A 2,921-nucleotide genomic window follows, 5' to 3' on the forward strand; every position below is an offset into this window, starting at 1 on the left:
AGTCGTTTCGACTTAGGTTTTTTTGTGTTTATTTTTATATATCAAATGTCATAATTCATATATTTAGTAATCGTAAAGAGGGAAAAGGATGAAATAGAGACGTTTTAAAGTCAACTACCCCAGTGAGACAAGGCTTTTCAGTGGGGGCTTGAGTTCGAGCGCTAGGTCTTTTCGTCTATTGCTAGACAGTTTGACGCTCTAGCATTCATGCTACCCTACGATTTGTCACGTAACTTACTAATCTATCTACACCTAAATCGTAACTCAAAGCGTTACTCGTAGTCGTGGATGGTTTCTTCATTTGAGAAACGTGCATTTCATATGTATAATGCACCTCAAAGAACCGACCTTTTTGCTTCGGTACAATCTAAATGTAGGAGATTTTTTTGTCTTAAATTTTTCGGCATACGTATTTTAATGGAACCGAATTTTTTCTGAATGCCACATTCATCGGAACTATCCAATGCCCGTTATTATCCACTTTAGGGACTTGATAGATTTCAATGATTCGCTTGTCAGTGGAACGAGAATAATTTGGGAACTTCAGATGCCCTGTGAACTTCTCAGGATTTTTCTTCCATTGTTCCAACGCTTTAAAAAAGCTCTTTACTTCTGCATATAAGGCTCTGCGAATCGCTTGAACAGAGTTTGATTGAACTCCTGGGTAGTTCGTATCGGCTTGCATGGCAGTATCTACTTCTTTTACAGTAACCATCCTATTATTGTTTAAGTAACTTTGTTTCATCGTGTACAAGCCAACATTTCGCAATGCTTTTGAGCTATGTGACATGCGCTGAAGTAAACCCCCACTGATTAAAGTTTCAATTTATACAATGTTTTTTCGTTTTTAAAGGATTTCATTCATCAAAAAATCTATAATTAAGGTAATTAACATATATTTTTGATGGGTGTGGGAGATTATGAAAGAAATATGCATGTTATTAGTAGCTGTTATATTATGGGGAACAGCCATTGCACCAACAAAGTGGGCGTTAGAATCTATTCAGCCATTTACTTTGTTATTTATTCGCCTTTTCTTCGCGGGTGGAATTTGTTTGCTATTTTCATTTAAACAATTAAAAAGATCGGTTGTACATAAACAAGTGCCGTGGAAAAGAATGAGTTTACTATCTTTTACTGGTGTAGCTGGTTACTTTATGTTCACATCCTACGGTATTTCTTTAACAAGTGGATTGCATGTTAGTATTATTGATGCTGCTTTACCGTTAGTTACAATTCTTTTTTCAGCGTTCTTTTTGAAAGAAAAAATTAAGCTTAATTATTGGGTTGGTATTGTACTCGGGGCTATTGGAGTACTTCTTATTACAATCCCATCTAGTAACGGGGATCAAGAAGTATCTTTAATAGGAGATACCCTTATTTTATTAAGCACTTTCTTATTTGCCCTCTATACAGTATTGCTGAAAAGACCAAAACAAGAACAGTATTTATCAAACAAGGTTTTTACAACATTAACTTTAATTATTGGAGCTGTTATTTTATTACCATTTGCAATGGTAGAAACTTTTTACTATGGTTTCCCAGAAATCGAAACATGGAAGACTGGATTTAGTGTAATGTATCTTGTTATAGGGGCAACAATTTTAGCGTATTGGCTTTGGAATAGAGCATTAGAGACAGTCTCGGCATCAGTAAGTGGGTTATATTTAAATGCGTTACCATTAATAAGTATTGTTGCTTCAATTGTTTTATTAGATGAGTCTGTAACTTGGAAGATAGTAATAGGAGGAAGTTTAGTTTTAATAGGGGTAGGATGGGCAGATAAACAAAAAATAAGTAAGTTATTAAAGAGGAATAACTTGAATAGTAAGGAATGCTAAGCAGTATGTTGTATATAGTTTAAATAAAAAACACCTTATATATAAGGTGTTTTTATTTGGAAAGATAATAGATTGAAATCAGTATGGATATTCTTTGCTATATTTATACGTATTGAAATCATTTTGAAATATTGTTTGAACGAGTTGTATACATTCAGTATCATAAAAACTTTCGAAAGTTGGAAGACGGGGGAATAAAGGGTCAGTAATATCGGATTCGCTAAAATTCCCTTTATAAATCATCGAGGGAGTTTGATGATGCCAGGATGTTGAAAACTCATTTATTGGTGCAGTTTTTAATTCGAAACGCTTTTCTAATGCTTTCATATCCTGATTGAAGTTTTCTAAGTATATATAATTGGTTACATATTTTTCTTCATCAGCTATATATTGTTGTGTGAAATGAGGGTTAATACTATTTGCTTGTGCCCCATTAATAAGTAGATAGTATAGAAATTGTTTAAATGAGAGCCCTTTGGACGAATTTTCGTCTTGATATAGAAACTTTCGGATAGGCTTCCATTCGGGATTTTCTATATAAGGAGGTGCAATTAAGGATACGAAAGAACTGACTGCTCTCTTATAAGGGTTACGAACAAGTTTAAAAGTTTCTTTTTGTTTTTCTCGTAACGCTATACCTAGCCGTAGACTATAGGCAGGCGCATTTTTGTATATATCATATTCATAATTATGAATGAAAGGGCTATAATTTAGAGCTGTTTGTAATAAATCAATTTGGTAAAAGAACCACTTGGCAAGAGAAGTACAACCACTTTTTTGGCTCCAAAATAGAATGATAGGAAACTTCTTATGATAGTGTGGATTTCTTGAATGAGCATTGATGATGTGTAATAAGGTAGGATCGAACAACCCCTACACCCCTTTCGGATATTTTAATTATATGTATGGAAAATAAAGAGGAATATGAGTAGCTGTTTCATCTTTTCTAAAAAAGCGAAAGATTAATGTTGACTATTACTGAATAGGGGTGTAATATAAAACAAGTCGCCGATGACAACAACGTTGAAAGCGACAAACGAAATGAAAAACTTAGTTGACATTGAAAGATGAAAATGTTAA

At 33.7% G+C, this 2,921-nt stretch carries 2 protein-coding genes and 1 pseudogene; 1 reads left to right on the top strand and 2 read right to left on the bottom strand.

Features of this window, described 5'->3' with window-relative positions; all coding sequences use genetic code 11:
* Window positions 1–220 precede the first annotated feature (220 nt).
* Window positions 221–802 (bottom strand): annotated as a pseudogene (locus tag RTP99_RS27790) (nuclease/transposase family protein); the annotation flags it as partial.
* A gap of 118 nt (window positions 803–920) precedes the next feature.
* Between RTP99_RS27790 and RTP99_RS27795 the strand changes: the two are divergent.
* Complete coding sequence (locus tag RTP99_RS27795) at window positions 921–1,841, top strand: DMT family transporter (protein WP_000658267.1); 921 nt, start codon at window positions 921–923, stop codon at window positions 1,839–1,841.
* Window positions 1,842–1,919: 78 nt separating this feature from the next.
* On the opposite strand, the gene RTP99_RS27800 is transcribed toward RTP99_RS27795, so the two are convergent.
* Window positions 1,920–2,711, bottom strand: coding sequence for a sulfotransferase family 2 domain-containing protein (locus tag RTP99_RS27800; RefSeq protein ID WP_000460234.1), 792 nt, complete (start codon window positions 2,709–2,711; stop codon window positions 1,920–1,922).
* Window positions 2,712–2,921 lie beyond the last annotated feature (210 nt).

The organism is Bacillus sp. (in: firmicutes) (genome assembly GCF_031983925.1).
GTDB classification, from domain to species: domain Bacteria; phylum Bacillota; class Bacilli; order Bacillales; family Bacillaceae_G; genus Bacillus_A; species Bacillus_A pacificus.